The sequence below is a fragment of the Achromobacter animicus genome (assembly GCF_040775605.1).
In the GTDB taxonomy this organism is placed as follows: Bacteria; Pseudomonadota; Gammaproteobacteria; order Burkholderiales; family Burkholderiaceae_B; genus Achromobacter; species Achromobacter animicus.
In genome coordinates, this window is the sequence record NZ_JAYGJK010000001.1 from 2,153,198 (window position 1) to 2,178,433 (window position 25,236).

The 25,236-nt window shown below is 61.9% G+C and carries 33 protein-coding genes and 1 tRNA gene; 20 read left to right on the top strand and 14 right to left on the bottom strand.

From position 1 onward, the window contains the following. Positions 1 to 177 precede the first annotated feature (177 nt). Both AB3147_RS09615 and AB3147_RS09620 read right to left on the bottom strand, forming a co-directional pair. On the bottom strand, positions 178 to 780 hold the full coding sequence (locus AB3147_RS09615; protein ID WP_367351798.1) for an NIF family HAD-type phosphatase: 603 nt from the start codon (positions 778 to 780) through the stop codon (positions 178 to 180). A gap of 446 nt (positions 781 to 1,226) precedes the next feature. Beyond that, a complete protein-coding gene (locus tag AB3147_RS09620) occupies positions 1,227 to 1,658 on the bottom strand; it encodes a hypothetical protein (RefSeq protein ID WP_367351799.1) in 432 nt (143 codons plus the stop codon). A gap of 125 nt (positions 1,659 to 1,783) precedes the next feature. Here AB3147_RS09620 and AB3147_RS09625 point away from each other — a divergent pair, with 125 nt between their 5' ends. From AB3147_RS09625 to AB3147_RS09665, 9 genes are all read left to right on the top strand, one after another. Beyond that, positions 1,784 to 2,041, top strand: a complete 258-nt coding sequence (locus tag AB3147_RS09625) for a helix-turn-helix domain-containing protein (protein WP_367351800.1) — start codon at positions 1,784 to 1,786, stop codon at positions 2,039 to 2,041. An 82-nt stretch (positions 2,042 to 2,123) separates the two neighbouring features. Further along, entirely contained in the window at positions 2,124 to 3,722 is a 1,599-nt protein-coding gene (locus tag AB3147_RS09630) for a YifB family Mg chelatase-like AAA ATPase (protein WP_438861018.1), read from the top strand. Between the two features lie 263 nt (positions 3,723 to 3,985). Further along, positions 3,986 to 4,183, top strand: a complete 198-nt coding sequence (gene rpmI, locus AB3147_RS09635; protein ID WP_008159912.1) for a 50S ribosomal protein L35 — start codon at positions 3,986 to 3,988, stop codon at positions 4,181 to 4,183. 17 nt (positions 4,184 to 4,200) lie between these two features. Beyond that, positions 4,201 to 4,560: a 50S ribosomal protein L20 gene (rplT, locus tag AB3147_RS09640; RefSeq protein ID WP_006218741.1), complete on the top strand. Its 360-nt coding sequence runs from the start codon at positions 4,201 to 4,203 to the stop codon at positions 4,558 to 4,560. A gap of 77 nt (positions 4,561 to 4,637) precedes the next feature. Further along, positions 4,638 to 5,660, top strand: a complete 1,023-nt coding sequence (pheS, locus tag AB3147_RS09645; protein ID WP_175124022.1) for a phenylalanine--tRNA ligase subunit alpha — start codon at positions 4,638 to 4,640, stop codon at positions 5,658 to 5,660. 13 nt (positions 5,661 to 5,673) lie between these two features. Then, complete coding sequence (gene pheT, locus AB3147_RS09650; protein WP_286939365.1) at positions 5,674 to 8,091, top strand: phenylalanine--tRNA ligase subunit beta; 2,418 nt, start codon at positions 5,674 to 5,676, stop codon at positions 8,089 to 8,091. 2 nt (positions 8,092 to 8,093) lie between these two features. Then, the gene (locus tag AB3147_RS09655; protein ID WP_082579019.1) at positions 8,094 to 8,432 is read left to right on the top strand and encodes an integration host factor subunit alpha; all 339 of its coding nucleotides are present in this window, start codon (positions 8,094 to 8,096) and stop codon (positions 8,430 to 8,432) included. Positions 8,433 to 8,490: 58 nt separating this feature from the next. Then, the gene (locus AB3147_RS09660) at positions 8,491 to 8,925 is read left to right on the top strand and encodes a MerR family transcriptional regulator (RefSeq protein ID WP_175138542.1); all 435 of its coding nucleotides are present in this window, start codon (positions 8,491 to 8,493) and stop codon (positions 8,923 to 8,925) included. A gap of 245 nt (positions 8,926 to 9,170) precedes the next feature. After that, positions 9,171 to 9,247 (top strand) — tRNA-Pro (locus AB3147_RS09665). Positions 9,248 to 9,303: 56 nt separating this feature from the next. Here the strand turns inward: AB3147_RS09665 and AB3147_RS09670 are convergent. The 3 genes from AB3147_RS09670 to AB3147_RS09680 are packed head-to-tail and all read right to left on the bottom strand — an operon-like array spanning position 9,304 to position 10,452. Then, on the bottom strand, positions 9,304 to 9,783 hold the full coding sequence (locus AB3147_RS09670; RefSeq protein WP_367351802.1) for a tyrosine-type recombinase/integrase: 480 nt from the start codon (positions 9,781 to 9,783) through the stop codon (positions 9,304 to 9,306). Continuing rightward, a complete protein-coding gene (locus AB3147_RS09675; protein ID WP_367351803.1) occupies positions 9,764 to 10,117 on the bottom strand; it encodes a hypothetical protein in 354 nt (117 codons plus the stop codon). Before AB3147_RS09675 ends, AB3147_RS09670 begins: the two co-directional genes overlap by 20 nt. A gap of 23 nt (positions 10,118 to 10,140) precedes the next feature. Then, entirely contained in the window at positions 10,141 to 10,452 is a 312-nt protein-coding gene (locus tag AB3147_RS09680; RefSeq protein ID WP_367351804.1) for a hypothetical protein, read from the bottom strand. Between the two features lie 377 nt (positions 10,453 to 10,829). On the opposite strand from AB3147_RS09680, the gene AB3147_RS09685 reads away from it, so the two are divergent. Further along, a complete protein-coding gene (locus AB3147_RS09685; RefSeq protein WP_367351805.1) occupies positions 10,830 to 11,150 on the top strand; it encodes a hypothetical protein in 321 nt (106 codons plus the stop codon). Positions 11,151 to 11,286: 136 nt separating this feature from the next. On the opposite strand, the gene AB3147_RS09690 is transcribed toward AB3147_RS09685, so the two are convergent. Continuing rightward, positions 11,287 to 11,733: a hypothetical protein gene (locus AB3147_RS09690; protein WP_367351806.1), complete on the bottom strand. Its 447-nt coding sequence runs from the start codon at positions 11,731 to 11,733 to the stop codon at positions 11,287 to 11,289. Between the two features lie 13 nt (positions 11,734 to 11,746). Then, a complete protein-coding gene (locus tag AB3147_RS09695; RefSeq protein ID WP_367351807.1) occupies positions 11,747 to 11,935 on the bottom strand; it encodes a hypothetical protein in 189 nt (62 codons plus the stop codon). Here AB3147_RS09695 and AB3147_RS09700 point away from each other — a divergent pair. Further along, positions 11,926 to 13,110, top strand: coding sequence for a hypothetical protein (locus AB3147_RS09700; protein WP_367351808.1), 1,185 nt, complete (start codon positions 11,926 to 11,928; stop codon positions 13,108 to 13,110). The genes AB3147_RS09695 and AB3147_RS09700 overlap by 10 nt on opposite strands. Before the next feature lie 376 nt (positions 13,111 to 13,486). Here the strand turns inward: AB3147_RS09700 and AB3147_RS09705 are convergent, their stop codons facing one another. The 4 genes from AB3147_RS09705 to AB3147_RS09720 form a co-directional block, all read right to left on the bottom strand. Continuing rightward, entirely contained in the window at positions 13,487 to 14,758 is a 1,272-nt protein-coding gene (locus AB3147_RS09705; protein ID WP_367351809.1) for a putative Na+/H+ antiporter, read from the bottom strand. Positions 14,759 to 14,928: 170 nt separating this feature from the next. Continuing rightward, positions 14,929 to 15,450, bottom strand: a complete 522-nt coding sequence (locus AB3147_RS09710) for an anti-virulence regulator CigR family protein (protein ID WP_367351810.1) — start codon at positions 15,448 to 15,450, stop codon at positions 14,929 to 14,931. Positions 15,451 to 15,697: 247 nt separating this feature from the next. Continuing rightward, positions 15,698 to 15,922 (bottom strand): CrpP-related protein, encoded by a 225-nt coding sequence (locus AB3147_RS09715; RefSeq protein WP_175185015.1) that lies wholly within the window; start codon positions 15,920 to 15,922, stop codon positions 15,698 to 15,700. 164 nt (positions 15,923 to 16,086) lie between these two features. Further along, complete coding sequence (locus tag AB3147_RS09720; protein WP_279973418.1) at positions 16,087 to 16,329, bottom strand: CrpP-related protein; 243 nt, start codon at positions 16,327 to 16,329, stop codon at positions 16,087 to 16,089. Positions 16,330 to 16,579: 250 nt separating this feature from the next. On the opposite strand from AB3147_RS09720, the gene AB3147_RS09725 reads away from it, so the two are divergent. Both AB3147_RS09725 and AB3147_RS09730 read left to right on the top strand, forming a co-directional pair. After that, entirely contained in the window at positions 16,580 to 17,494 is a 915-nt protein-coding gene (locus AB3147_RS09725; RefSeq protein ID WP_367351811.1) for a PhzF family phenazine biosynthesis protein, read from the top strand. A gap of 258 nt (positions 17,495 to 17,752) precedes the next feature. Next, complete coding sequence (locus AB3147_RS09730) at positions 17,753 to 18,187, top strand: GNAT family acetyltransferase (RefSeq protein WP_367351812.1); 435 nt, start codon at positions 17,753 to 17,755, stop codon at positions 18,185 to 18,187. Between the two features lie 39 nt (positions 18,188 to 18,226). Here the strand turns inward: AB3147_RS09730 and AB3147_RS09735 are convergent, their stop codons facing one another. Beyond that, complete coding sequence (locus AB3147_RS09735) at positions 18,227 to 19,180, bottom strand: M14 family metallopeptidase (protein ID WP_367351813.1); 954 nt, start codon at positions 19,178 to 19,180, stop codon at positions 18,227 to 18,229. A gap of 242 nt (positions 19,181 to 19,422) precedes the next feature. Between AB3147_RS09735 and AB3147_RS09740 the strand changes: the two genes are divergently transcribed. After that, positions 19,423 to 19,623, top strand: coding sequence for a hypothetical protein (locus AB3147_RS09740; protein WP_224776782.1), 201 nt, complete (start codon positions 19,423 to 19,425; stop codon positions 19,621 to 19,623). A gap of 100 nt (positions 19,624 to 19,723) precedes the next feature. After that, entirely contained in the window at positions 19,724 to 20,320 is a 597-nt protein-coding gene (locus AB3147_RS09745; protein ID WP_175124033.1) for a BPSL1445 family SYLF domain-containing lipoprotein, read from the top strand. A 96-nt stretch (positions 20,321 to 20,416) separates the two neighbouring features. Here the strand turns inward: AB3147_RS09745 and AB3147_RS09750 are convergent, their stop codons facing one another. After that, positions 20,417 to 20,650 carry a hypothetical protein gene (locus tag AB3147_RS09750; protein WP_175124034.1) on the bottom strand — a complete coding sequence of 78 codons (234 nt, stop codon included), beginning with the start codon at positions 20,648 to 20,650 and terminating at the stop codon, positions 20,417 to 20,419. Positions 20,651 to 20,775: 125 nt separating this feature from the next. Then, the gene (locus tag AB3147_RS09755) at positions 20,776 to 21,246 is read right to left on the bottom strand and encodes an Lrp/AsnC family transcriptional regulator (protein WP_006226939.1); all 471 of its coding nucleotides are present in this window, start codon (positions 21,244 to 21,246) and stop codon (positions 20,776 to 20,778) included. A 160-nt stretch (positions 21,247 to 21,406) separates the two neighbouring features. Between AB3147_RS09755 and AB3147_RS09760 the strand changes: the two genes are divergently transcribed. The 5 genes from AB3147_RS09760 to AB3147_RS09780 all read left to right on the top strand — a co-directional run bounded on the left by AB3147_RS09760 (position 21,407) and on the right by AB3147_RS09780 (position 25,219). Then, complete coding sequence (locus AB3147_RS09760; protein ID WP_367351814.1) at positions 21,407 to 22,318, top strand: DMT family transporter; 912 nt, start codon at positions 21,407 to 21,409, stop codon at positions 22,316 to 22,318. A gap of 63 nt (positions 22,319 to 22,381) precedes the next feature. Next, entirely contained in the window at positions 22,382 to 23,128 is a 747-nt protein-coding gene (locus AB3147_RS09765; RefSeq protein WP_367351815.1) for a sulfite exporter TauE/SafE family protein, read from the top strand. Between the two features lie 72 nt (positions 23,129 to 23,200). Continuing rightward, positions 23,201 to 23,425, top strand: a complete 225-nt coding sequence (locus AB3147_RS09770; protein ID WP_175138534.1) for a hypothetical protein — start codon at positions 23,201 to 23,203, stop codon at positions 23,423 to 23,425. Positions 23,426 to 23,752: 327 nt separating this feature from the next. Beyond that, entirely contained in the window at positions 23,753 to 23,965 is a 213-nt protein-coding gene (locus AB3147_RS09775; RefSeq protein ID WP_006218759.1) for a hypothetical protein, read from the top strand. A 147-nt stretch (positions 23,966 to 24,112) separates the two neighbouring features. Then, positions 24,113 to 25,219 (top strand): AGE family epimerase/isomerase, encoded by a 1,107-nt coding sequence (locus AB3147_RS09780; RefSeq protein WP_367353527.1) that lies wholly within the window; start codon positions 24,113 to 24,115, stop codon positions 25,217 to 25,219. The last annotated feature ends 17 nt before the right edge of the window (positions 25,220 to 25,236 follow it).

Sequence of the window (25,236 nt, forward strand, 5' to 3'; positions counted from 1 at the left end):
TTACGATATAAGTAGGCAGCCACTGCCCTTTCAAATTTACTTTGGTATCGCCCAAAAAATTACTTTGGTATTGGGGGGGGGGGCGGCATGCCTTTGATAATTTAGGCTGCTCCCAATTCCTACCAAGAAGCGGACATTCCAGAGGAGTTTGTCAAGGGACTGCGCCAGCCGGCCCGATCAACGCCTCTTAAGTGGACCGCCTTTAGCCTGATCTGTCTTTTCCGTTTTCCAAGCCGGATTGCGCTCCTCGTCTGCCGGTTGCTCGTGTTGCAGCATGAAATCAGGCGCCATCCTCTTCGCATCGAACCAGTTATGCCATGAGTCGCCAGCAGGCGTTGCGATTCGACTATGGTTGATCCGGTGCCTCAGCTCGTGGAGGGTGTTCTCCAACTCCCGGTCCGACGTAACGTAGGGGTGGCTAAAGCAAGCAACCCTCACCCATTGTTCGCGCTGCCCGCGGTGTACGTAGCCTTCGAAGTCGTCCACGAGAAGGCAGTCTTCAAGAGCGGCACTGGGAATCAGAGCCAGGTCCTTCGTTTGCCCGTTCCAATCGACTACTTCAAGCTCCGCAAACCAGTCTGGCGCTTCGCCTTCGGAGACGAGTAAGCGCGCTATTGCGCGAAAGCGGGCTTCGCTCACCGTCGTGTACATGACAATGCGCGGAAAGAGCGCGCGACAGCTGATCAAGAAGCTCGAAAGCCCCGGGCGGGGGATCTGGCTGATCGCATTTGAAATCAAGGTCCCTTCTAAGTCGAGGGCAAGGAGGGAGATTTGAGGCATAGCAACGATTTGGCTGAGGAGCCGGCCGCAGTTTCACTCGAACCGGTAGTGCTTGAACAGTTGCCCGCAATTGAGTGGTACATCAGGCGGCAAGTGTTGAAGGGAAGATGAACCAATGAGGGGGGATTCATTGAAGCTAGAATGGACGCCGGGCTTCGCCACGCCCGTGAGGCTTCAGAATATGCTCTGCCACCTTTCATTCGTCGCGGACTCCGGTCTAATCGGCCAGATCAATTATTGACTCTTCCACAAGGTTGCGCGGCGCGGCAGCCAGGTGCTCGTTGTGCATCTGGCTAGCACAGCAAAGCAGGCTCAACACCGCGTGCCAGTATCCCGCGCCTAAGTCCCAGTCCCGCTGGGCTAGCTGTCCTATCACCCGCTTGGTGGGAGTTAGATCGACCTTCTCACAGGGATATTAGATGGCATTCTTTGTGATGATTGACTCGTCACGCCCCCTTTTCCTTTGATGCCTGGTGCAAGAGCCAAGCCCGAATCGAAGCTACCCCCTTTGTGCGCCCGGTGGCGCTGCTACCAGCCATGAAGCATTCGAAACCTGAATCTAGCTCTGTGAATCTCGCCTGATGCTCGCGAGCGAAATCGGTACCCATTAGCTCGAGCAGCTTGTCTGCGTCCAGAACTCGAACGCTGACGGGCCGCTCATCCACGACGTACGTATCAGTGCCGTCGACATAAGTCAGGCCGGACGTCCCAAGTCGTAGAGCTGTGACCCCGCCCGCTATGAGCATCGCCTGGATGAGCCCGACCCCAGAAAGGTTTTCGGGCTCGCCGATCTGTTTTCCCCAGGAGAAGCCGTCTTCATGCAGTGCTGGGTTATGTGGCGCCTTCGGTCCCATAAGCGCGTCCAGGGCCCGACTCATGCTATGCCTACTCACGTGTGGTTCCGTCCATGGTTGATTCACGATATACCACTAAGAATAGTCGATTTTGGACTATTTTGAAATGAACTTCAACCTTTGTGCCAGTCAACAGCGCTGGCACACACATGGACAAGTCGATCTACACCTACAACTACGGGCAAATGTTGAAGCTTCTCATCGCAGCTCGGGAGAGCGTCAAGATGACGCAGGAAGATCTCGCGGCGGCGCTGGAGGAGACGCAATCGTTCGTCAGCAAGTGCGAGAGAGGCCAGAGGCGGTTAGACGTCGTGGAGTTACGGATGTGGTGCTCAGCATTGAATGTTTCGTATACGAAGTTCATGCGGGAATTAGATAGCGTGTCAATTCCTCCGGCTTTGCCGTAAGCAGCATCGTGCCAATGGACAAGAGGCCATTGATCCGTCCATCGAGTTGAACGATTGAATGGACATTCATGCGATAGCCGTGATCGTTGATTACATTGAGTTTTCTCTTGTCTGTTTTTGCGCTACTTGCAGGTACTCCGCCATCACCGTCAATCTGTCGCCGGCAGACATGCCCAAGGAGTCCGGCCGCTTCGATCTGCCGATCGCGCTGGGCGTGCTGCTAGCGTCCGGTCAATTGGCCGCGCCTGCGCAAGATGGCGCGCAGGCGGGCCGGCAGCGGGGCGGACGTTCCAGTGGGGATTCGGGTGAACAGTCCGCAGATCGCTGCGCCGGGCGCTCCGGCGAACTTCCTGGCGAACGTCCCGGTGAGCATCCCGGCAAAGATCCCGACGGCACTTCCAACGAACCTGCCGGCGACAGCCTCGGCGCACATGCCGCGGGACTTGCGGGCGAGCGTCGCGCAGATCAGCCTCGTGCGCCCGATCCCGCGCTCTCCCGCCTGGTGCTCGCCGGCGAACTGTCCCTCACCGGCGCCCTCGTGCCGGTCGCCGCGCCGCTGGTGATCGCCTTGAGCGTCGCCCGCGACGCGCCCGATGCCACGCTGATCCTGCCGGCTGGCAGCGCCGAGCAGGCCGCCTGGGTCCCGGGGTTGCGCGTCCTGTCGGCGCGTTGCCTGGCGGACGTGGCGGCCCATGCTGCGGGCGCGTCGCTGCTGCCCGATGCCGTGCCCGCACCGTGGCCTCCGGTTGCGCCCGTCCCGTGCCTGTCCGACGTGCGCGGCCAGCCCGGCGCGCGGCGCGCGCTGGAAGTCGCGGCGGCAGGCGGGCACAGCCTGCTGATGCTGGGGCCGCCCGGCGCGGGTAAGAGCATGCTGGCCGCGCGCCTGCCGGGCCTGCTGCCGCCGCTCGAGCGGAGCCAGGCGCTGGAAGCGGCTGCGGTGGCGGCAATGGCCGGCATGCCCGATGCGGTGACCGGCCAGCCGCCTTTCCGGGCGCCGCATCATTCGGCGTCGGTGGCGGCGCTGGTGGGCGGGGGCGGGCGGCCGCGTCCCGGCGAAATCAGCCTGGCGCATCACGGCGTCCTCTTCCTGGACGAACTGCCCGAGTTCAGCCGCCGCTCGCTCGAGGCGCTGCGAGAGCCCCTGGAAGCGGGTAGGGTGGTCATCTCCCGGGCGCTGCACGCGGCGCAGTTTCCCGCGCGTTTTCAGCTCGTCGCGGCGATGAATCCGTGTCCTTGCGGCTGGCGGGGCCATCCGGCGCGGGCGTGCACCTGCACGCCGGATCAGGTGGCGCGCTACGCGGGCAAAATCTCGGGGCCGCTGCTTGACCGGATCGACCTGCATGTTGCCCTTCCTCCCTCCGATCCCGCCTGGATGACCGCGCCGCCGGGCGAAGCGTCTCAGGCTGTCCGGGAGCGCGTCGTCCGTTGCCGCGAGCGTCAGCTTGCCCGGCAGGGCAAGATCAACGCCGCGCTGGCCGGGGCCGAGCTGGACGAGTTCTGCGTCATGGAAGCCGACGCGCAGGCGCTGTTGCATCAAGCCATGCGGCGCCTGACTGGCTCCGCCCGGGCCATGCACCGGGCGCTCCGTGTGGCCCGCACGATCGCGGACCTGGACGGCCAGGCCGTGCTCGCGGCCAGTCACGTCGCCCAGGCGGTGCAGTACCGGCGAACAGCCGTATGATCCCCGCCTCCTGTCCCCGTTGTTCGCGGAGCACTCTCCGACTCGACAAAGTCCAGGAAATCACCATATAATCAAAGGCTTTTCCGGATGTGGGTAGCTATTTGTCCGCCTTCGGGAAAGATCCGCGAATCAACGTTGCAGTTCAAAAATCGTTGGTTGCGACCCCCAGAAGTGGCAACAGGTCTACAAGTTTTGGCGTCTTTGGCGTCAAGCACCTGGCGTCATGTAAATCAACAATGCGTGTTTTAGTTTAGGGAATCATCATGCCCAAGATGAAAACCAAGAAAAGCGCTTCCAAGCGCTTTAAGGTGCGCGGCAGCGGCTCCATCAAGCGTGGTCAGGCGTTCAAGCGTCACATCCTGACCAAGAAGACCACCAAGGCCAAGCGTCAACTGCGCGGCTCTGCAGCGGTTCATGACTCCAACGTGGCCTCCGTCAAGGCCATGATGCCTTTCGCTTGATCTAAGGGAGATCTACTATGCCTCGCGTCAAACGCGGCGTAACTGCCCGCGCACGTCACAAGAAAGTCATTGCCGCCGCCAAGGGTTACCGTGGCCGCCGCGGTAATGTGTTCCGTATTGCCAAGCAAGCAGTCATGCGCGCTGGCCAATACGCCTACCGCGACCGTCGTAACAAGAAGCGCACGTTCCGCGCTCTGTGGATCACGCGTATCAACGCGGCCGTCCGCGAGCATGGCGTCAGCTACAGCGTGTTCATCGCTGGCCTGAAGAAGGCTTCGATCGAACTCGACCGTAAGGTCCTGGCCGATCTGGCCGTGCGCGACAAGGCCGGCTTTGCCGCCATCGTGCAGCAAGCCAAGGCTGCCTTGGCTGCCTGATCGCGCGCTTTAACTCATCGCGCATCGCTGCAAACGGGGCTGTAATAGCCCCGTTTGCGTTTTGAAGGCTGGATTTCATGACTCGATTGGTTGACGACCTGGTAGACCAGGCGCAAGAACGGTTCGCCGCGGCCTCGGACGCCGCCGCACTTGAGAACGCAAAAGCTCGCTTCCTGGGCAAGGAAGGCGCCTTGACGGTGCTGCTCAAAGGCCTGGGCAAGCTCGATCCCGAGCAGAAGCGAGAAGCGGGCGCGCGAATCAACCAGGCCAAGCAGAAGATCGAAGAGCTTCTGAACTCGCGCCGCGCCGAACTGGCGCAGGCGGAGCTGGATGCCCGTCTGGCATCCGAAACCATTGACGTCACCCTGCCGGGCCGCGGTCGCGCGCCGGGCGGCATCCATCCGGTGATCCGGACCTGGGAACGTGTGGAAGAGATCTTCCGTTCCATTGGCTTCGACGTGGCCGACGGCCCCGAAGTGGAAAACGACTGGACCAATTTCACCGCTTTGAACAACCCGCTGGACCATCCGGCGCGTTCCATGCAGGACACGTTCTACGTCGACATGAACGACGCGGACGGCCTGCCGCTGCTGCTGCGCACGCACACCAGCCCCATGCAGGTGCGTTACGCCCGCATGAACAAGCCGCCCATCAAGGTCATCGCGCCGGGGCGCACCTACCGCGTCGACAGCGATGCCACGCACTCGCCCATGTTCCACCAAGTGGAAGGGCTCTGGATCGCCGAGGACATCTCGTTTGCCGACCTGAAGGGCGTGTACACCGATTTCCTGCGTTGCTTCTTTGAAAGCGACGATCTGGTCGTGCGTTTCCGTCCGTCGTTCTTCCCGTTCACGGAACCGTCCGCCGAGATCGACATGATGTTCACCTCGGGTCCCAACCGCGGCCGCTGGCTCGAAATCTCCGGATCCGGCCAGGTGCATCCGCAGGTGGTGCGCAACTTCGGGCTGGATCCCGAGCGCTACATCGGCTTTGCCTTCGGCTCCGGGCTCGAGCGCCTGACCATGTTGCGCTACGGCGTCAACGATCTGCGCCAGTTCTACGAAGGCGATTTGCGCTTCCTGCGCCAGTTCAACGAATAACAGACGGCTGATCATGCAATTTCCCGAATCCTGGCTGCGTACGCTGGTCAATCCTCCGATCGCAACCGATGAACTCGCGCACCGGCTCACGATGGCCGGCCTGGAAGTCGAAGAAACCGAGCCCGCTGCACCGGCATTCACCGGCGTGGTCGTCGCGCACATCGTCGAGATCGCGCCGCACCCTGACGCCGACAAGCTGCGCGTCTGCCAGGTCGACGACGGCTCCGGTGAACGCCTGCAGATCGTCTGCGGCGCACCCAACGCTGCTGCCGGCCTGAAAGTGCCGCTCGCCCGCGTGGGCGCAGAACTGCCCGGCGGCATGAAGATCGGCGTCGCCAAGATGCGCGGCGTGCAGTCTTCCGGCATGCTTTGCTCGGCCCGCGAACTGGGTCTGTCGCAAGACCATGCGGGGCTCCTCGAGCTGCCCGCCGACATGGTCCCCGGCCAGTCCATCCGTGAAGCGCTGGACCTGGACGACACGCTGTTCACGCTCAAGCTGACGCCCAACCGCGCCGACTGCCTGTCGATCCTGGGCGTGGCGCGTGAAGTGGCCGCGTTGACCGGCGCGCCGCTGTCGGTGCCCACCGCGGCCGCCGTGCCCGTCACGCTCGACGAGCGCCTGCCCGTCAAGATCGAGGCGCCCGACCTCTGCGGCCGTTTCGGCGGCCGCGTCATCCGCGGCGTGAACGCCCGCGCGGCGACGCCCGAATGGATGAAGACGCGCCTCGAGCGCGCCGGCCAACGCTCGCTGTCCGCGTTGGTCGACATCTCCAACTACGTCATGCTCGAACTGGGCCGTCCGTCGCACGTCTTCGATCTGGATAAGATCGGCGGCGACATCGCCGTGCGCTGGGCGCGTGAAGGCGAAACCCTTGAACTGCTGAACGGCCAGACCGTCACGCTGGATCCGAAGGTCGGCGTGGTCGTCGCTGGCGAGCAGGTCGAAAGCCTGGCCGGCATCATGGGCGGCGAAGCCACCTCGGTGACGCTCGACACGCAGAACATCTACCTCGAAGCCGCGTTCTGGTGGCCGCAAGCCATTGCCGGCCGCGCGCGCCGCTTCAAGTTCAGCTCCGAAGCCAGCCACCGCTTCGAACGCGGCGTCGACTACGCCAGCATTCCCGAGCACATTGAATTCATCACCCGCCTCATCGTCGACATCTGCGGCGGTCAGGTCGGCCCCATCGACGACCAGATCGTCAATCTGCCCCAGCGTCCGCCGGTGCGCATGCGCCTGGCGCGCTGCCACCGCGTGCTGGGCGTGCCGGTCACACGCGAGCAGGTCGCCACGATCTTCGGCAGCCTGGGCCTGGACTACTCGGTCGAAGGCGACGACTTCATCGTCAACCCGCCGTCGTTCCGTTTCGACCTGGAAATCGAAGAAGACCTGATCGAGGAAGTGGCTCGCATCTACGGCTTCGAAAGCATTCCCGACGTGCCGCCGATGGCGCGCGCCAAGATGTTTTCGCAGCCCGAAGTGCGCCGCGGCGCGCATGCGCTGCGCCGTCTGACGGCTGCCCAGGACTACCAGGAAGTCGTGAACTACAGCTTCGTCGAAGCCGACTGGGAACGCGATTTCGCGGGCAACGACAACCCCGTGCGCCTTGTGAATCCGATCGCCAGCCATCTGTCGGTCATGCGTTCCAGCCTGATCGGCGGTCTGGTCGCCAACATCCGTCACAACGCCAACCGCAAGCAGTCGCGCGTGCGCCTGTTCGAACTGGGCCGCGTGTTTTTCCGCGATGCCTCGGCCGAAGACGGTCCGCTGCAAGTGGCCGGCGTGCGCCAGCCCATGAAGCTCGCGGGCGCCGCATGGGGCCCGGCGGTGGAAGAGCAGTGGGGCGTGCCCACGCGCCACGTCGATTTCTTCGACGTGAAGATGGACGTCGAGTCGCTGTTCGGCGCCCGCGGCCGCCGCCTGCGTTTCGAGGCAGCGGCGCATCCCGCCCTGCATCCCGGCCGTGGCGCGCGCGTCATGCTGGACGGCAAGCAGGTCGGCTGGATCGGCGAACTGCATCCGCGCTGGGCGCAGCAGGCCGACCTGGCGCATGCGCCGGTGGTGTTTGAACTGGACGTGGACGCATTGTCCGAAGGCGAATTGCCGCAGGTGCGCGAGCTCTCGCGTCAGCCCGTCGTCGTGCGCGACCTGGCGCTGTGGGTCGATGAGGACGTGACCGTACAGTCCATGCTCGACACCGTTGCCGCTGCCGTCAAGGCCGACGCGCAACTGGCCGTAGTGCAGGATGCGCGCGTGTTCGACGTGTGGCGTGACAAGGCGCAAGGCAGCGAACCCGTCGCCGAGAAAAGCCTTGCGTTCCGTTTCTGGCTACAGGACACTGAGGTCACTTTGGACGAAGCCCGCGTGGCGGATTGCCTTGCGCGCATCAAGGAAGCCCTGGTTGCCGCGCACGGCGCGCGCCAACGTGGCTGAACATGGGGACCAGTATGCTTGCCGAGCAACGCACCCTCACCAAGGCTGAGCTGGCCGAACTGCTCTTCGAGCGGGTCGGCCTGAACAAACGCGAAGCCAAGGACATCGTCGATACGTTCTTCGAGGAAATCCGCGACGCCCTGGCGCGCGGTGATTCCGTCAAGCTCTCGGGTTTCGGCAACTTCCAGGTGCGCGACAAACCGCCGCGCCCTGGTCGCAACCCCAAGACCGGAGAAACCATTCCCATCGCGGCGCGGCGCGTGGTCACGTTCCACGCCAGCCAGAAACTCAAGAGCGTGGTGGAGCAGGCCGTTCCCGCAGCACCAGAGGCCGCGGAGTGATACGCTTTGTCGGTAATTGTTATCGGCGCCCCACGCATCGCGCGCATAAAATCCGCTTATGACACGTACTGAATCCACCGTTACCCTACCGCCCATTCCCGCCAAGCGTTACTTCACCATCGGCGAAGTCAGCGACCTGTGTGGCGTCAAGCCTCATGTCTTGCGGTACTGGGAACAGGAATTCACGCAGCTCAAGCCCGTGAAGCGCCGCGGCAACCGCCGCTACTATCAGCATCACGAAGTGCTGCTTATCCGCCGCATCCGTTCGTTGCTTTACGAACAAGGCTTCACGATCAGCGGCGCGCGCAATCGCTTGGGCGACGCGCGCGACGTGCCGCACGATCAGGACGCCGCCGTGCGCCTGTCGGGCACCGAGATGCAGTCGTTGCGCAATGAGCTCGGCAACGTGTCCGCGATGCTCGCCGAAGCATTGGGCACCGCGGCCACTGCGCCCGCTGCCAGCAGCACGACGCACACGGCGCCTGCCGCCTGAGCCGCTGTCACCGCGGTTCTTCGCTTGAAATCCAAAGCTTGATATCAGTACCCGCAGCGCGCGATGGCCTTCACCCGGCCGCGCGCTCTGCACAACGTAGTGCCTTGCGCTTTGTGCGCGCCGGCTCATCACACGCAGTCTTGCGAAGGGCGCACGCAAAGCGCAAAAATTTTTTCGAGTATTCAGCACTTTTTTTGCACCAATGCGTGCAAACATTTTTTAGTTCTGCTATACTCTTTTTCTTTCGGGGCGTAGCGCAGCCTGGTAGCGCACTTGCATGGGGTGCAAGGGGTCGCGAGTTCGAATCCCGCCGTCCCGACCAGTAGTTCCAAGGCCGTCAGTGAGAAATCACTGACGGCCTTTCTCATTTGCGGGACTTTATGCAGCTCGCCGCTTCAACACCGTCAACGCCGGACTGCGCGAATCGGTAGCAGATACCTTGTTTGCATGCTCGATCAGCTTGGACAACTCCGCTGCCGAGTAATGCGAGGTAATGCCGCCGTCGGTGTGCCCGATCAGGGCCTTGCGATCCTCCTCTGGAACGTCGGCTGCGCGAAGCCTTCTCCCGTACGTATGTTTCAGGTCGTGCACCCGCAGTTTGGCAAAACCGGGGTGCGGTGCGCGCTTGTGTAATTCCTGCCACTTGGCCGCAGCGCGCTTTCGCGCATTGCGCCAGGCCGTGTCGTTCATCCGGCGCAGAGGCCGTCCCTCATAAGGAAATACCCATTCCTCATCTTGGCCGCGTTGTTTTCGGATGACGGAGCGCGCCACGTCATTCAGCACAACCAGACGTTCTTCGCCATTCTTGACGCCCGAATCTTCGAAACGGCCCCCAAAATCAGCGGGCAGCAGAAACACGCTGGGTGCCAAGCTCGGGAACCTCGATTTCCCATTCCCAGCGCAGTTTGCAAAGTTCCTGCTCGCGGCAGCCGGTGTTCACTTTGTAAGGCGCCATCGCCAGAAGGTGATCGGGCAGCTCCTTGAATAACACCGCCTGCTCGTCCCAGGAAAGAGGGTAGGGCTGACGGCTTTTCTTCTCGCTGAGCATTTCAATCATTGGCACGGAGTCGAGCCACGGACGCTTTTGGTCGTCCCGCCACTTTCGCGCGCACAAATTCAGAATGCGGACGACACGCTGTAGTGCGATGTTGATCGTGCGGTTTGACCGGCCAGCTTCTTGCCGGTCTTCCACATAAGGCTGCAGCGCCTCGTCGTCTATTTCGTCACGAATAGATCGCCGATGTAGGGGGCCAACTGCTTGAGGTAGATTGCCGACAACCAGATGGACCGCTGGTGCTGATACTCCTCCAGAAAACGGGTCGCGGCTTGACGCCAGGTCCGCGACTCGCGCACACCGAATACTTTGGTCTGCTGCAGTTGTTCTAAGCGGAAGACGAGATATTCCTCGGCTTTTTCCCGCTCGCTGACGCCAGTGCTTTCGCAAATGCGTCCAACGCCTTTGACCTGCTTGTCGATGTGCCAGACGCCGTCCCTGAGCGTGAGGCCGGTGAGCCTCTTTTGCCCCATAGTTGTGTAACTCCTTTGCTATGGCGGCGCTCGCTGCGGGGTTGATCGTTGCCCGCAGGGGCTGCCTTGTCAATCGCCTTCAATGTTGCGTATTCGTCCGCGAAGCGGTCCAGCTCGCGTCGATCGAAGGCAATTCCTTGCTTTCCGATGCTGATTTCGGTCAGGTGCGGGCGTGCTTCCTGGGTGAACACGCGGCGGCACATGCCGAGGTACGCCGGCGCTTTGCCGACTCGGATGAATCGCGGAGAAATGTCGGACATTTATCTGATCCTCTTGGACTGCGTCCATGGTTGGCGCCCCGCGCGTGGGCGCCTTCTGCCTGCTCGATCAGATCCCGGCGCGCGACGCGCTGCCGTCTCTTGCCCCATTCGGATAGGATGCTGATTTCAGAATGGACGGGCGCCATGGATAGGAATCCCTCGCTTGTGACTGGCCTTGAAAGCCGGCTTGCTGTTGCGAAAGATGCCGGTAAAGCAGACCGGTTGATGGTCGTGGAGGGCTTGGCCCCGCACTGGTTTTCGGACCATTGGCCCTCTCTCGCTATCGCTTGGTTGGAAGAAGGATTTCCGATCGATGCAGAAATTGCGGATCTTCTTGAAGCGGCATCGAACGACAAGGCCCGCTCGCAACAAGTACGGCATAAGGCCTTTGCCCTGTTGGTCGCCTGGAGACGGTCGCAATCGGTGGGCGGTCAATGACAGCACTTTCCAGCCCGTCGTCGCGCCAAAGTCGCCAACGCGCGGGCCGCGCGCGGCGAACGCGTCTATCCAGGCCTGGTCAGGCTCTTTCAGCACAAGTGGACATTTAGTCGTCGTCATACGCGCGGACCCGCCATCAGAGACTTGATTCGTGTCTGCATGAACAAATCCCCTTGATCCTCGGGTGCCATAACCCGGCGCAGGATGGGAAGCGTGTGGCGCAAAGCTTCGATGGTCCGTTCCTGCACAGGAACGATGTAGTGCAGGGCCACGTGCAGATCCCGCAAGGGCTGGACGGGCAGTTGCTTTCCGTGTCGCGTCTCCCACATTTCAAAGTGCCGCCCTCGATCGCGGGCGCGGCCTCGTATCGATAGCCGTCGCGCGCAAGGAAATCGGGGTGGCCGCGCGCGTTGACCGACACCTTGCCCGTGCGGTCCAGTTCGTCGAACAGCTGCTCGAGCGGGCGCATGACGATCTCAGCGCCGACCATCATGGGTGCGGTCTTGGGCCGCTCCTCGCGGCGCGCACGGCTGCGCCGCCGGCTTTCGATGCGCTGTTCCAGTCTGCGATCCTTTCGGTTCATTTAGGGGGCATGGTCAGGCCTCCGCGCGCTGCAGGTCCTGGATGGTGAAGTAGACGTCCATGCCGCCTTTGACGTCCGCCATCGCCCTGTGGGCGTTCTCCAGAGGTTTGCCCGTGAAGAATTGCACGGCCTCGCCCTTCAGCGGCCCGGTGTTCGTGATCGACCAGATGGACCCGGCGCACCGCGGCTTCGATGAATCCAAGGAGCGGCGCCAAGATTGCGCGGCCGGGCGAATCTCTGTCCGACATCGAGCGCCGCCAGCGCAACAAGTTCCTGGGGAAGATCGGCGCATGGGCGGAGCAGGAGCCCATCAAGGAGCGCCTGGCCAAGGCATCCGACCGGTGGCAGGCCAAGCTGGTGCAAGGCATATTCGACCAGTTCGCGCCGCTCAAAGGCATCAGCGCAACCGCCTACATGCAGGCGCACCTGTCCAAGGGAGCGGACGGCGCAGCGGAATATCTGGTCCGCCACGGCGCGGTCAAGTTGCAGGACGGCGCGTTGGACACCTACGGCGGCAAGGGGCTGGCCGAGATCCTGGCTGGCCTGAATGGCGAGCACGATCATTTCATGGCTTGGATTGCCGCGAACCGCGTCGAGCGCCAGGCCGCGGAATGGCACGTGCGATTCGACAATGGTGTGAAAACATCTGACAAGGACAGAAACTCCATTTCGCTGGAGTGGGTCATTGCAGCAATCCCACTGTATGTGTGGCTGGTTGCATATTTTTATGGGCAAGGTGAGTACATTGCTGCCGGGGTGCCGCGGGTAGTGTCGGAGATGGGTTTCACCAGTGTGCTAAACGCATCTGTGTTCGCGGCAATACTCGTAATTTTTCCGGTATTGGGCGCCTCGGGGCATATTCAACGTTTCTATTCCCTAAGTCCGAGGACGGCTTTGGGAAGCTTAGTGACTGTCGTAGGCTGTTACGCGGTTGTCCTTGCGTTCACGGCCTCGCCAAGCCGCGCACTGGCTTTCGCTCATTTTTTCATCATTACCATTGTTCTGGTCTCGGCCGGTGTTCTCGCCAGGAAAAGCGTCGAATTCAACGGCCTTTTCGCTCGGCTGTGGCGGTGGTCGTGGTTGACCCGCATCGTTGTAGTCTTTCTGTACGTGGAACTTGTGTGCGGCTTAGCGCTATGGTTTGGATATAGCGGTCGACTGATGAGGGAGGGCTTCACTGTCATTGAGTCGAAGTGTGGCCCCCCTGTTGAGGTATTTCAAAGAACGGGTGAGTCAGTCGTTTTACTGCATCACACCGCCGAACCGCGTATCGAGATTCGGTCCTTAAGTAGTGGAGGGACACTGCTAATCAGTAAGTTGACGGCAGGAGAACTAGAATCCCGAACAGCAATGTTCGGTCCATGCCCTAAATGGTGAGCGTCTTAGCCCCCCACGGGCGATGTCTACGCGCGGGACTTTTGCGGGACATCGCTGAGCGTCAAAGAGCGGCGTTGAGCACGGTTCGCAGCGAGCTAAGCGCCTAAGTTGTTGAAAGTTAAGTCCTATCTATTTCGTCTCTTGCATGGGGTGCAAGGGGTCGCGAGTTCGAATCCCGCCGTCCCGACCAGTAGTTCCAAGGCCGTCAGTGAGAAATCACTGACGGCCTTTCTCATTTGCGGGCCTTCAGGTTCCTACATCTAGCCAGGTTCCCAAAATGGCGTGGTGTACGCGCGTTTCGTGGTGCACGCGCGTCTCGTGGTGCACGCACATTTCGTGGTGCACGTGCATTTCGTGCTGGCCCTTTCTACACAGCCTACAAAAACAGCAATGCGCCGGCCGCAACGGCTGTGGGCGCCAACGCACCAAGCAACAGACCGCCAACGCTGATTGTCTCGTCTGAAAACCCGCGCTTGAGCAGCGCCACGCCCGCCGGATTCGGCGCGTTGGCGATGACCGTCAGGCCGCCGCCGGCAACCGCGCCCGACACGAGCATGTACTTCGATTCGTCGGATATGCCCTCAATCAACGAACCCAGGTAGGTCAACGCGGCATTGTCGGTGATCGCGGTGAGCGACAGAGATCCGAAAAACAACGCGAGCGGTTCCAGGCTCGAGACGATGGGCTGCAGCCACCAGGCCTGCATGCCTCCCAGGATGACCAGGCCAGCCAGGAAGAACCCAACGAGCAACGCTTCTTTGATGATCAGCGGATTCTGATGCCGTTCGTACGCCTGGGTGTAACCCAGGAACAGCAGAAAGAGGCCGATGAACGCGACAGGGTGGTGCGCCAGTGCCACGACCGCCGCCAGTACGGCCAGATGGACCAGAACAACCGAGAGCGGCACGGGAGGCCTTTCCGACCGGCCTACGCTTTCAGTTGGCAATTGCAGCAGATACTTGCGCATCATGAGTGTCGCAACGGTCGCGTTCACGATGACGGCAATCGCGGCTTTCCAGCCGAAGGTTGCCAGCATGAAGGCGGAATCCCATTGCCAGGTTGCGGCAACCATCAAGACGGGAGGGGCGGCATAGGCCGTCAAGGTTCCTCCGATCGAGATGTTGACGAACAGCACGCCAAGCGCGAAGTACTTGGGAACAGCCGGAATTGCCGGCCGGAACAGCTGCGGCGCGAGCATCAAGGCAGCGATGGTCATGGCGGCCGGTTCCGTGATCAGCGATCCCATCAGCGGTACCGCGGCCAGGCCCAACCACGCCGTCGCAACGGAGGTGTGAAAGGGCACCTTCCTGGCAATGAGGTTGACTGCGGCCATGACAGTCTGGAGTACCGGGCGGGACGCCGCCACTACCATGACGACAAATACAAACAGCGGTTCGGTGTAATTGCGAGACTCGGCGTACGCGAGCGCTTCTGCGCCGCCGGCGGCCATCGCCATGACGATAAGCAGCACAAATGCCCAGAAGCCGAAGACGATCTCGACTTCGCCCAGAAGATGGAACAAACCGGCGTGGCGAGGGTAGCGGTGCGATAGCCGCTCGAACTGCTTGACGGTGAAGGTGTGGATCAGCGCCAGCGCAAAAATGATGGCGGCTGCAATGTCGAGGGCGTGGGTGGTGCTGGTCTGCATGGACGTAGGGGTTCCGCGCGGCGGCCCGACCAGCGCTTTGACCTGCCAGCGCGAAGGAAGACGCCTGACACCCAGTCAGGCAGTGTATCAAACTGAATGGAGCGGACAGTGAAATTCGAGGGGGCGATATTGAACCTCACGGACCTCCAGTCCGACCGCCGCCGTGCTCATCAATCGAACACATCAATCAGCACATCCGCGACTACAGCCGTCGCAATGGCAACAAGGACAAGATCCGAGCCGGCGATTCGCCATTCGTACCCGGGATAGGCGGGGAGGCGAGCGAGCATTGGGCCTGGGACCAATTTTTTGGCGATACCTGGAGGCAGGGGCTTTCCGCGTGCGAGGTTTTTGCGGATGCCCGGCGGCAGTTGGCTGTAGCCCGCCAGACCGTATTCATGTGCGTAGGTTCTGGCGGTGGAGACCGTGATGCCTGCAAAGCGCAGCGTGACGCTGGAACTATCGGAATTGCCGGTTTTGCCGTTTGATCCGCCGCCGCTACCGGAATAGCCTTTTCCAGAGCCGTTGCCGTTGTTATTGTTTTTTCCGCCGCCTTTGTTTTGCCCCTGTCCCTGGCTCTGGCCTGGGTTGTCGGGTTTGCCTTTGCCCTCTGGCGGCGCGGCGAATGCGCCGGTGTTCAAAAAAATACAGGAAATGGCTGCAATAAATCCCGGCTTGGCCCTGAATGTCATGACTCGCTCCTACTCAGCCTGAGGCTGGCAGGCTGATTCTAGGGCGGGCAAACATTTTTAGGGTTTGCGGACCTGATCATTTGTAAGCGACTGCGTGCGCAGGGGGGAAGGGGCCGCAGCGGCGAGAGGGAGGGAGTGTGCGTAACCGCCCTCTGCTTGATCGAAAGACAATCACGCCGCTGCGGTGTCAGTTCCGTAGCAAACCGCGTTCCCGACGACGGTGGACGCAATGCCCGCAACCACGTCTTTAATCGAACGATTGCTGTATCAGCCGGCGGCGTTGCAGTTCAGCGAGGCGGGCTTCAGTTTCTTCGCGCCAGCCTGCTTCCCAGGAGGCCAGCCTGGCGCGCCATATCGGTAGCGATTCGCCCGTATGGCCTGGCATGTTGGCTTCTTTCATGAGGGGGCAAGCGGAAAGCGGCACGCCATATCGGGCGGCTTCCTGGCCGGCTTTGTGGACGGGGTCATCCATTTTGCGCCTCCTGCAGGGAAAGGTCCTAAGCCGAAAGATGAGCGCGATCAGGATTCGTGTCCAGAAAAGTTACGCGAAGAAATAGCGGGATGGATCAGACATGCGCCAACGTCCCCGCATCGCCAATGCAAAGCGCCCCGTTTCCCGGGGCGCCTTTCACTTCATCAAATAACCAGCAGCGACATGGTGCGCGGCACAAAACGTGTCCGGATGCCGGGTGGGGCCTGGCCGCCGCCGGTGGCTTCCATCCATCCGGCTTCCCAGGCCTCGACCTTGCCGCGCCATTGCGAAATCGATTCGCCGGTGTGACCCGGCATGGCGGCGGCACGGTAATACGGGCAGTCCCACAAGCTCAATCCGTCGCGGGCCGCTTGAGCGCCCAGCTTTTGGATGTCTTCGCGTTGCATGGCAATACTCTCCAAAAGTAGATGCACGGGACGCAAAGTATTCCGCAGGCATCTGCGATTTTCAATAGTCTGGGCGCATCAACCGAGGCGGTGCGGGTGTCATGCGGGCCGCGCACGTGATAGACCACGGACACCCCGCGCCTCGTCTGTTATGCGCGCAATTTCGCGGCTCTGTGCCTTTCGCGACCGCCTTGCGGCACGCACAATTTCCGCTTCCCGCCGGCTTCAGGCGGATCTTGAGGATGCTTGGATGCGCTACCGCTACGTCACCGCCGATGTGTTCACCGGCCACGCCTATCAAGGCAATCCGCTGGCTGTTGTATTGGACGCGCAGGGGCTGGACACCCGCCAGATGCAGTTGATTGCGCGCGAATTCAATTATTCGGAAACCAGCTTCGTGATGCCGCCGCAAGACCGCGCCCACACGGCGCGTGTACGCATCTTCACGCCGGACCGCGAGGTGCCGTTTGCCGGTCACCCGAATGTCGGCACGGCCGTCGTGCTGGCGCGCGAGCAGATCGCGGCAGGGCTGTCTGCGCCGCAAGCGTTCGAATTTGAAGAAGAAGCCGGCCTGGTGCGGATTGCGTTGGCGTACGGCGAAGACGGGCTGCAGGGCGCGGAGCTGCGCGCGCCGCAGCCGTTGTCGTGCGGCCGCGAGGCGGCGTTGGATGCGGTGGCAAGCGCGCTGCGGCTGGATGTTGCGGACATTGACGTGTCGACGCACGCACCGATGGTGGCGTCGGTGGGCCTGCCGTTTCTGGTGGTGCAGCTTGCCAACCGCGACGCGTTGCGGCGCGCGGTGCCGGACTTGGGCGGTTACGCGGCCCTGATGCCGCAGCTTGGCGCAAAGTCCATCTACGTCTACACCACCGACACGGCGGGCGAGGCGATGGACGCGCCCACCGATATCCAGGCGCGCATGCTCACCGGCCGGATGACCGAGGATCCCGCCACGGGTAGCGCGACAGCCGCGGTCACGGCGCTGCGGGCATCGCTGGCGGGCAAGGGCGTTCTGCGGTTACGGGTGGGGCAGGGCGTGGAGATGGGGCGCGCAAGCTTGCTGCTGGCGCATGCCGAACCGCGCGAGGACGGCGTATGGGCCAGCGTGGCGGGGCAGGCCGTCGTGGTGATGGAAGGCACGCTGCCTGCACCCGCGGCGGACTGACGGCGATGCGCGTTGCTGGCGGAAGACGGCCTCGTGTATGCTGCTGCGCATGAACACTTCGCATATCGCTGCCGCAATGCGCGCGGATTTCCGACGAATCACTCGACGTCTACGTTGAGTGGCCAGCCGTGTTCGGGCGCCGATTTTCCGGCGCTTATTTCAGAAGGCCACGATACCCTCGTGGCTTTTTTGTTTGCCGTATTTCCCCCGCCGAGGCGTGTCGCAAGGCCTTCATCCTTTCATAACAAGGAATGAAGCATGTCTAATCAAGACCTCGCCATCCGGCCTTTTCATCCGACCGACGAGACGGCGCTTATCGCGCTGTGGCACGCTTGCGGGCTGACGCGTCCGTGGAACGATCCACGCAAGGACATCGCGCGCAAGTTGACGGTGCAGTCCGATCTGTTTCTGGTAGGCGTGCTGGACGGCGAGATCGTGGCGACGCTGATGGGCGGGTACGACGGTCACCGCGGCTGGATCAACTATCTGGCCGTGTCGCCCGAGCATCGGCGGCGTCAGTTCGCCACGGCGCTGATGCGGGCCGTGGAGCGCAAGCTGCTGGAGATGGGGTGTCCGAAAATCAATCTGCTGATCCGTTCGGACAACATCGCGGTAAAGCGTTTCTACGACAGCCTGGGGTTTCAGGAGGACGCGGTGACGAGCATGGGCAAGCGCCTGATTCCGGATCTTTGAAGATGGCGGGTACGAAATACCCGCCTCGAATCATCGGTCTTAAATCGCCTGCGTCAAATACACGGCTTCACGTCCGACGATCGGCATGCGCGTGGGCATGAAGATCGTGCACGCATCGCACGGGGAGCGGATTTCTTCCGTGCCGTTCATGGCAATCAGCTCGCCCTTGTCGAAGGTCTCGAAGCCGATCACGGGTCGCGTGAAGGTGAAGTCTTCGGACTTCACCATGTGGACCTCCAGCAGGCGATAGCGTTGCGGGTTGGGCGGGGGCGGCGTGCCGGCCGGGGTGTCGATGAGACCCAGATGCGCCAAAAAGCGCAAGGTGACGTCGGTGGCGAGGTCGGCGGCGGAGCGGGCGAAATGCTGGCCGCATTCGACGACGAGCGCGCCGCCACTGTTCGACAGCGGGTCACCGTGATGGCCGTAGCCCATGACGCCGGTGCCCGGAAACTTGTCTTGCGGCATGACCAGATGGACCTGGGGTGATCCGACAGCCGCGGCCAGCGCGGTGTTGCGGTCCATCTCGTTGTAGACCCAGAACGGTTGCACGGGCGCGCGCGTGGAATGGATGTCCAGCACGAAGTCGGCGGCATCCAGGATGGGGCGCATTTCGCGGGCACGGCGCAGTTCGGGGCTGTCCTCCGCGCCGTCGAGCATGGCGGCGGACCAGATGCGATTCAGGTTGTGGACGAGCTGGCGGTTGTCGTAGGGCCGGTCGATGTCGAAGGCCTCGTAGGCCTCGACGTGGGCAAAGCTGACCGTCAGTGTGCCGATCTTCGGGCGTACGCCGGTGTCCAGCAGATGGGTGGCGGCCACCATCCCACAGATCTCGTTGCCGTGCGTGATGGCGTTGATGAGCACGTGCGGCCCGGGCTTGCCGGATTCAAAGCGGTGGACGTAGGGAATGCCGGTGTTGCCCTCTCGGTAGGCAGAGAGGTCACGCGGCAAGACTTCCAGCGGAGCGGTATCAGGTTCGAAGGCAGGTGTGGTCATGAGAGTTGGTTGAAGGTGGATGTTGAAGACAAGGCGAGAAAACAGCGTTTTTGATCGCATTTTTGCGATCTTCAAGATGCCTCGGCACTAGGAGCATTAGTACGTTTTTACCCCTAAAAAACTTCGCTTTCCAAGCCTTTTTCTTTGGGGCATATTGCGGCCGGGCAGTCGGAATTCATAGGTGCAGCATGAGTGGGTGGCCACAGCGTCATATCAATGGTTTTCAAGTGCAGTGCGAAGTCGTGGACTTGAATACCGGCGTGTTGGCTATTGAAATACTTGTGAGCCGCAACGGCAACGAGACCGTTGCGCGGCGCTGGTCACTGCCCCGCTTCGTGACCTTCAACGACCCCGTCAGTGCACGGCGCCATGCCGAACTGGTGCTCTCCGGCATCCTGTCCGTGGACGAGTACACCGGTGAACCTCGCTACGGAATTCTCTAGCGCTCGCTAGTGTTTTGTTTCGTTTATCACATTCGTCTGACTTGTCGGATCTGGAATGCCCGGTACAGTTGTCCCTGTATGACAACAAAAGGAGAGCTCCATGTTCGACACTTTTCCTGTTCTGCGCCGCACCGGCATGGCGATCGCGATTGGCGCCGCCGGTCTCGTTTTTGCGGGTTGCACGACGACCACGCCCAGCAAGTCGCCGGCCGCCTCGACGTCCGAGCAGCGGCAGTCGATGAACAGCGCGGCCAACGCGACCCTCGCCAAGCTTTATGAAGCCGCTCCCCAGTCCAAGGATCTGGTGGCGCGCGCCAAGGGCGTGCTGGTGTTTCCGGACGTGCTGAGCGGCAGCTTCATCGTGGGCGCCGAACATGGCAAGGGCGTGCTGCGCGTGGGCGGGCAGAATGCCGGCTACTACAGCACGACCGCGGGCTCGATCGGCTTCCAGGCCGGCGCGCAATCGAAGGCGATGATCCTGCTGTTCATGACGGACGACGCCTTGAACAAGTTCCGCAACAGCAGCGGCTGGACCGTTGGCGCGGACGCCACGGTGGCGGTGGTCAACATCGGCGCCAATGGCCGCATCGACACCAACACGGCTCAGCAGCCGGTGGTGGGCTTCGTGATGAACAACGGTGGCCTGATGGCGGGCGTGTCGCTCGCGGGCACGAAGATCTCGAAGCTCGATCGCTGATCGGGCAAGCGCCCAGTCAAAACGCCGCGGATTCTTCCGCGGCGTTTTGTTTTATGCGGGGCAGGTTGGACCCGCCCCGCGAGGTGTGCCGGCCGTTCAGCCGATCACGTTGTCGCTGTTATTGCGCAGCGCTGCTTCGCGCTCGATCTCGGCTTGCTCGATGTGCGGATCCAGCCCGCGCCAGCGCAGGATGTGGCCGCGCTCTTCTTCGGGCTCCCAGCCCAACATGCCATAGCGCGTGATTTCGGTTTCGCCGCTGGCGAACTCCACTTCAAAGTAACCCTGACGATCGGGTAGCGAATTGCCGGGGAACCATTCGGTTTCGGGCATGGTTTGCTCCTTGCTAAGCGATGGGAGGGATGCTGACGCCGATCAGGAAAAGCCGGCGTCATGCGGTTTCATTGTGGGCCGGCCCCCGCAATCCCGCAAGCGCCGGATGGATACGAAATGCGGCGTCAGGCAAGCGGCACGGCGGTGGTGTAGAGCACCTGCTTGAGGGCAAAGCTGGAACGGATGCTTGCCACGCCGGGGATGCGTGTGATGTGTTCGACGATCAAACGTTCCAGCGCATCGACATCCGGCACGAGCGCACGGATCAGGTAGTCGGCGTCGCCGGACATCAGGTAGCACTCCATGATTTCGGGCAGCACCGCGATCTCGCGTTCAAACACGTCGAGCGCGGCCTTGCGCTGCTTGTCCAGTGAGATCTGGATGAAGACGTTGACCTTCAGCCCCAATTTGCGCGCATTCAGCAGCGTGACGCGCCGATCGATGAGGCCTTCGGTTTCCAGTCGCCGCACGCGCGCCAGGCACGGCGAAGCGGACAGATTGACGCGCGCGGCAAGCTCAACGTTGGTGAGCCGGGCGTCGCGTTGAAGTTCATTCAGGATGCGGATGTCGGTGGCATCCAGGTTGATTTCCGGCATAAGTGACCTTCAAGCGGCAGGTTGGCAGTGCATGTGTGCTGAGTATGCCGGTTATTGGCGCAGAAAGCGGTCAAAAATGCTGGGGTTTACCCTATAGACTGTTCCGTCCTTCGGTCAAAGGGCCGAAGTGCAGAATAATCAGCGGCATAGCAGGGTAGTAATGAGTCAGCACGGCAGTCTTCGCAAGTTCCTCCCGCTCGCGGGTGCGGTTGCCATTTGGGGCGGAAACTGGCCCGTCATGAAGCTAGGCCTGGCGCACATGAGTCCATTGTGGCTTGCCGCCAGCCGATTCGGCTCCGCCGCGCTGATCAGCGTGCTGGTGCTCGCGGCGCTGGGTCGCTTGCGTTTGCCCTCGCGTCAGGAATGGCCGCTGGTGGCGGGCGTCGCCTTGCTGCAGATGGGCGCATTCACGGCGTTGGCGCTTTGGGCCCTGCAATACGTGGCGCCTGGCCGCGCCTCGGTCATTGCCTATGCGACATCCATCTGGGTGATTCCCTTGTCATCGATGATTTTGAAGGAACGCCTCTCGGTGGGCCAATGGCTGGCGACGGCGCTCAGCTATGCCGGCATCGGCGTCATCGTCGCGCCCGCATTCAGCCCGTGGCAGGCGCATACCGTCATCGGTCTGGTGATGCTGTTGGGCGCGTCATTTGCCTGGGCCTGCAACATCATCCAGTTGCGCGCCAATCGCCATGTGCGGCTGGGCGCCGACATGATTCCCTGGCAAACCGCGATGGCCACGATCCCGCTGGCCGCGCTGGCATGGCTGCGCGACGGTGCGCCGACCTTTCTGGGCGATGCGCAGGCCTGGCCGCTGATCCTGTACACCGGACCGCTTGCCACGGCGCTGACGTTCATCGTCGTGCTGGGCATGACGCAGAAACTGCCGCCTGCCGCGACGTCCATCGCGATGCTGTGCGTGCCGGTGATCGGTTTGATCGTGTCGTCCGTCGTGTTCTACGAACGCATCTCGGCAGACCTGGCGCTCGGACTTGCGCTGATCGCTGCCAGCGTCGCGGCTTCCGCGTTGGCCACGCGCCTGCGGCGGCCGCTCGCGCTGCGTCCGTCCTAGAACGCACTAGAATGGCGTGCGCCGGAAATGGTCCCGGCCGGTGATGCGGAACACGCTGCAGATATGGACTCGTTATACGTAGTGGTCGTGTTGGGGGCAATGGCTGCGGGCTTTGTTCAAGGCCTGTCGGGCTTTGGCTTCGGCATGGTGGCCATGTCGTTCTGGGCCTGGACCATTGACCCGCGGCTTGCTGCGGCAATGGCCGTGTTCGGCGCATTGACCGGGCAGTTGCTGGCGGCCTTCACCGTGCGCCGCGGCTTTGCCATGGCGCATCTGCTGCCGTTCGTTGTCGGCGGATTGCTCGGCATTCCGCTCGGCGTGAAAGTGCTGCCGCATCTGGACCCCGTGGTGTTCAAGGCCTTCATCGGCGGACTGCTCGCCATCTGGTGCCCGGTCATGCTGTTTGCCGCGCGCATGCCGCGCATCACGGTGGGGGGCAAGGTGGCCGATGGCGTGGCCGGCGCAATCGGCGGCGTCATGGGCGGGCTGGGCGGATTCACCGGCGTGATTCCCACGTTGTGGTGCACCTTGCGCGGCTTTGATCGCGACGTGCAGCGCGCGGTGATCCAGAACTTCAACTTGTCGATGCTGGCGGTGACGATGGCCAGTTATGTGCTGACCGGTGTCGTCACGCGCGACATGTTGCCGCTGTTTGCATTGATCGTGCCCGCAATGCTTGTGCCGACGATATGGGGCACGCGCGTCTATGTGGGCATCAGCGATGTCGCGTTTCGCCGGGTGGTGCTGGGCTTGTTGACGATATCCGGCATCGCGTTGCTTGCGTCGTCAGTGCCCCGCCTGCTTGCCTGAGTGCCTCCGCCTGAGGGGCGGAAAGGGCTTGACGGCCGTGCTATCGTTGACAAATTCAAGAGAGAATCACGCATGGCATTGCATCGTTTCGAAAAGGGCGAACTGGGACATTGGCTACGCGTCGTGGCCGACAACAACGAGCCCGGCGCGGTCCAGACCGAAGTGCCCGCGCATGTCGCGCAGGCGCTGGAAACCTTGCGCTGCATTGAATCCGGCGCCGATGGCCGCTGGGTCATCACCGACAAGGGCAGGCTCTCGCTGCGCATGGAAGAGCCGGGCGCCATCCATTTGCGCTAAGCCATTTGCGGTCTTCGCGGCGGTAAGACAATCGTCCGATTACGCAGTTCACCATATCCGTCATTTGAACAGCCGCAGGCAAAGTACTGCATGGTGGCGAATGTTTTCGCAGTATTTCGTGCTGGATGCGATCCCTACAGTGCGGCAAGGCATATCCTGAGACGGAATGTGGGAATTGACATCTTTCGGACGTATTCCACCCTGCGTCCGACCAGTAAGATGAACTTTGCGTGACGGATGCAGGTCTATTGTTTTGCGCGGGTAATTTTGTCCTGTCGCACGTCACGCGTGGTTCGCGCGTTTAGGTAACCGACTGGGAGGTAGCACATGCAGCATCGTGACCAGGAAGTACTGATCGACGTTTCCACAGCGGCCATGGATACCGGCGGATATGGCGTATTGCTGACGGTTACGGCTGAGGGCGGCACCGAAGTGGATGCCGCGTTTTCCCACTTGGGCAACTGCGCTTCGTTGGACGAAGCACGTGATCGCGCGGAAATCTTCGCGCAAAACTGGGTAGAGGAAAATATCTTCCGATAGGGCTTGCACCCTGGACGGAGCTGATCGGCACGACCGGTCTGTGTGTGCATGAGCACGTGGCGCATACCTTCGAGATGGCGACGACGATTTCGGTTATCGTTGCTGCTCCAAAACCTGGGGCCCTCGTCGGGTATGCGTCGTTCCAAGATGACTGCCGCACAGACCAATTCCTTTCTAGCGGATGATATCCGCGCGCTGCGGGCGCATTTTGATTCGGTCGTGTTGCCCATGTGGTTGGGCCGCGGTTTCAACGAAACGCTCGGCCTGCCTTACGAATCTCTGAATTCCGCCAACGGCGAACCGTTGCCAGCAACGCGTTATCGCGCGATGGCTTGTGCGCGCCAGTTGTATGTTTTTGCGCAGGCGCCGGGCGAGGCGCCCGCGCAGCATGCGGACCGGTTGTTCGAATCCCTGCGCCGCGTGTTCCAGGACGAGCACGGCGGTTGGCGATACAGCGTCGATGCAGCCGGTCAGCCGCTGGACGATACGCAGGACCTGTACACGCACGCGTTCATCGTACTGGCAGCTTCTGCCTATTTCCGGCGTGGCCGCAACGCGCAGGCGCGCAAGCTGATGCTGGCCACGGCGCGCACGATCGAGGCGCGTTTCAAGACCACGGATTCGCTGTATCACGCGGCGCTCAGCGCGGACTTCGCACAGCCGCTGAAACCGCCGGCGCAAAATCCGATGATGCATCTGACCGAAGCCTATCTGGCGGCGGCTCAGGTTGCCGAACCCGCCTGGTTTGCGCAGCATCTGCGCGAACTTGCGCAAGGCATCAGCCAGTTCTTCGTGCATGCGCCGACGCAATGCGTATCAGAGGCGTTGCAGGGCAGTGCTGCAAACCGGCTGGAGCCCGGCCATCAATTCGAATGGCTGTCTCTCGTGCACGAATCGGCGCAGGTGTTCGAAGGTCTGGACCTTGTAGAGTCCCTGCCGCGCGCCGTGCAGTGGTCGCGTGATCATGGCGTCGATGCCGCGGGCGTGATCGCCTCGCTGGACGAGTCCGGCAAGGTTGCGGACGATACCCGCCGAATCTGGGCGCAGACGGAATATCTGAGGGCCCTGGCAGTGATGGGCGATTTCCCCGCGCTACAACCGGCGCTGGCAAATTTCCGCAGCCGCTTCCTGCACCCCGCGGGCTGGAACGAGTGCCTGGATACAAACGGAAACGTGATACGCGCCGACATGCCCTCCACATCCCCCTATCACCTCGCAACATGTTTGGCGGCGTTACAAAACGTTGTTTGCTAATCACGTTAACAATTTAG

Bases quoted from the DNA above. Each gene is read 5' to 3' on its own strand.
- AB3147_RS09615 (WP_367351798.1), bottom strand. From the start codon at position 780: ATGCCTCAAATCTCCCTCCTTGCCCTCGACTTAGAAGGGACCTTGATT.
- AB3147_RS09620 (WP_367351799.1), bottom strand. From the start codon at position 1,658: ATGAGTCGGGCCCTGGACGCGCTTATGGGACCGAAGGCGCCACATAAC.
- AB3147_RS09625 (WP_367351800.1), top strand. From the start codon at position 1,784: ATGGACAAGTCGATCTACACCTACAACTACGGGCAAATGTTGAAGCTT.
- rpmI (WP_008159912.1), top strand. From the start codon at position 3,986: ATGCCCAAGATGAAAACCAAGAAAAGCGCTTCCAAGCGCTTTAAGGTG.
- rplT (WP_006218741.1), top strand. From the start codon at position 4,201: ATGCCTCGCGTCAAACGCGGCGTAACTGCCCGCGCACGTCACAAGAAA.
- pheS (WP_175124022.1), top strand. From the start codon at position 4,638: ATGACTCGATTGGTTGACGACCTGGTAGACCAGGCGCAAGAACGGTTC.
- pheT (WP_286939365.1), top strand. From the start codon at position 5,674: ATGCAATTTCCCGAATCCTGGCTGCGTACGCTGGTCAATCCTCCGATC.
- AB3147_RS09655 (WP_082579019.1), top strand. From the start codon at position 8,094: ATGGGGACCAGTATGCTTGCCGAGCAACGCACCCTCACCAAGGCTGAG.
- AB3147_RS09660 (WP_175138542.1), top strand. From the start codon at position 8,491: ATGACACGTACTGAATCCACCGTTACCCTACCGCCCATTCCCGCCAAG.
- AB3147_RS09680 (WP_367351804.1), bottom strand. From the start codon at position 10,452: ATGGGGCAAAAGAGGCTCACCGGCCTCACGCTCAGGGACGGCGTCTGG.
- AB3147_RS09685 (WP_367351805.1), top strand. From the start codon at position 10,830: ATGCTGATTTCAGAATGGACGGGCGCCATGGATAGGAATCCCTCGCTT.
- AB3147_RS09690 (WP_367351806.1), bottom strand. From the start codon at position 11,733: ATGAACCGAAAGGATCGCAGACTGGAACAGCGCATCGAAAGCCGGCGG.
- AB3147_RS09700 (WP_367351808.1), top strand. From the start codon at position 11,926: ATGAATCCAAGGAGCGGCGCCAAGATTGCGCGGCCGGGCGAATCTCTG.
- AB3147_RS09705 (WP_367351809.1), bottom strand. From the start codon at position 14,758: ATGCAGACCAGCACCACCCACGCCCTCGACATTGCAGCCGCCATCATT.
- AB3147_RS09710 (WP_367351810.1), bottom strand. From the start codon at position 15,450: ATGACATTCAGGGCCAAGCCGGGATTTATTGCAGCCATTTCCTGTATT.
- AB3147_RS09715 (WP_175185015.1), bottom strand. From the start codon at position 15,922: ATGGATGACCCCGTCCACAAAGCCGGCCAGGAAGCCGCCCGATATGGC.
- AB3147_RS09720 (WP_279973418.1), bottom strand. From the start codon at position 16,329: ATGCAACGCGAAGACATCCAAAAGCTGGGCGCTCAAGCGGCCCGCGAC.
- AB3147_RS09725 (WP_367351811.1), top strand. From the start codon at position 16,580: ATGCGCTACCGCTACGTCACCGCCGATGTGTTCACCGGCCACGCCTAT.
- AB3147_RS09730 (WP_367351812.1), top strand. From the start codon at position 17,753: ATGTCTAATCAAGACCTCGCCATCCGGCCTTTTCATCCGACCGACGAG.
- AB3147_RS09735 (WP_367351813.1), bottom strand. From the start codon at position 19,180: ATGACCACACCTGCCTTCGAACCTGATACCGCTCCGCTGGAAGTCTTG.
- AB3147_RS09745 (WP_175124033.1), top strand. From the start codon at position 19,724: ATGTTCGACACTTTTCCTGTTCTGCGCCGCACCGGCATGGCGATCGCG.
- AB3147_RS09750 (WP_175124034.1), bottom strand. From the start codon at position 20,650: ATGCCCGAAACCGAATGGTTCCCCGGCAATTCGCTACCCGATCGTCAG.
- AB3147_RS09755 (WP_006226939.1), bottom strand. From the start codon at position 21,246: ATGCCGGAAATCAACCTGGATGCCACCGACATCCGCATCCTGAATGAA.
- AB3147_RS09760 (WP_367351814.1), top strand. From the start codon at position 21,407: ATGAGTCAGCACGGCAGTCTTCGCAAGTTCCTCCCGCTCGCGGGTGCG.
- AB3147_RS09765 (WP_367351815.1), top strand. From the start codon at position 22,382: ATGGACTCGTTATACGTAGTGGTCGTGTTGGGGGCAATGGCTGCGGGC.
- AB3147_RS09770 (WP_175138534.1), top strand. From the start codon at position 23,201: ATGGCATTGCATCGTTTCGAAAAGGGCGAACTGGGACATTGGCTACGC.
- AB3147_RS09775 (WP_006218759.1), top strand. From the start codon at position 23,753: ATGCAGCATCGTGACCAGGAAGTACTGATCGACGTTTCCACAGCGGCC.
- AB3147_RS09780 (WP_367353527.1), top strand. From the start codon at position 24,113: ATGACTGCCGCACAGACCAATTCCTTTCTAGCGGATGATATCCGCGCG.